The sequence below is a fragment of the Robinsoniella sp. genome, from assembly GCF_034124845.1.
In genome coordinates this window covers 1-1,562 of sequence record NZ_JAWYAJ010000032.1, presented here as the reverse complement: position 1 = coordinate 1,562, position 1,562 = coordinate 1, and the positions used below count along the sequence as shown (strand labels likewise).

Annotated in this window: 1 protein-coding gene; it reads left to right on the top strand. The window is 40.8% G+C overall.

The genetic code is table 11. The annotated features are described in order from the left end of the window. The coding region (locus ACH2DQ_RS01660; RefSeq protein WP_395025248.1) for a 3'-5' exonuclease at nt 1–1,149 on the top strand (1,149 nt) is incomplete at its 5' end. Between the last annotated feature and the right edge of the window lie 413 nt (nt 1,150–1,562).

Below are 1,562 nucleotides of genomic sequence, written 5' to 3'. Positions count from 1 at the left end.
AAAAACCACTACAATCCTTTTAACGAAGCCTGTTACCTGGCTGATAAAATAAGGGAACTTCAGGCCGAAGGCGTGCCGCTGAAAGAAATAGCGGTCTTTTACCGTTTACAGAGCCAGTCGGAGGTCATGGAGAAGGTATTTGGTGAAAATGGTATACCGTATGAAGTTTCTATGAAAAAGACGATTCAGGATATACCGGTATTAAAATGGATGGTAAAATTGTTACGTTTCTGTGTAAACCCGGAAGATATTCTGTCGGCATTCTATGTGCTGAATGACCGGGATTATGGAGAGCGGCTGTCTAAAAAACAAGCATGGAAAGTGATAAAACATCAGGATAGCGACCTGTTGTGCAAATCAAAATTATATGCAAGTATGAAGGGATTTGCAGATCAGATCAATAAAATACATAATCCGGAAGACCTTTACCGGTATTTTGAAATGGATGAGTATCTCATGCCTACTTCCTCATCTTTTTCAGAAGACAAAAAGTATGTCCTTGATCTGGCAGACATTTTATTTACATACATCCGGGAAAAGCAGATGCCGTTCATGGAGGGGTTAATGGATTACCTCAACTCATCAGCATTGTATGGTGTTAATATTTTACAGAAGGATATCAGAAGTGAGACAGAATCCGTGAAGCTGATGACACTTCATGCCTCTAAGGGGCTGGAGTTTTCCCATGTTTTTATCACAGGGGTAAATTATGGACTGATACCACTGCACACGAAAGATTTTGAAGAAGAGGACGAAGAACGAAGACTGTTTTTTGTAGGGATTACAAGGGCAAAAGATTATCTGGAACTATCCTATTATACCAATCCGGATTACTATCGGGTGATACCTGGTGCAAGCAGATATATCCAAATGATTCCAACTCATTTGATACGGCAGGATGCCGGAGAGAAAACCGAAGTGAATCTCCAGGAATTGAAGCGGCAGATCCAGCAGGCAAAAAAAGAGGGAATGCCGGCAAGTTTATCTAATAAGGAATCAGAAGAACAGAAAGCACAGGATATGGTGAGCCATAAAAAGTATGGAATTGGAAAAATATTAAAAGAAGATGATCTCATAATTGAGGTGGAGTTTGAAAATTACGGGGTGAAAGAATTTATGAAAGCGTTTAGTGAGTTGGAATCCTTATGAGCCTTTCATCGGATCGTATTCAGGTTGCCTTAGCCTCATGTAATATGAGATATCCGTGAATTTAAAATATATACTTGTCTAGGAATAAATTTTAATGTATAATTTTACTATTACAGTCACATTCTGCGGGTACACTGGTTTACTCCCGCGAGCAGTCGCCAAACGGACACGCTGGCGCGTCCATTTGGCGACTGCCGCGATGACTGACCATGGCAGGCCGGTCCGGCTGCGATAACTGTAGTCTGCTGTGCATTTATATCCAGTAGATACCGACTATGTGACTCAGGAGCGTGTTTGAAAGTGTGACGTGCGCTGTCAGAAAGCAATTTTAAATACACTCTGGTAATTATAAAAGAAGAGAGAGGGAATTGTATGGAAAAAAAGAAGAAATCAAATGGTGGTGCACTGTTGGG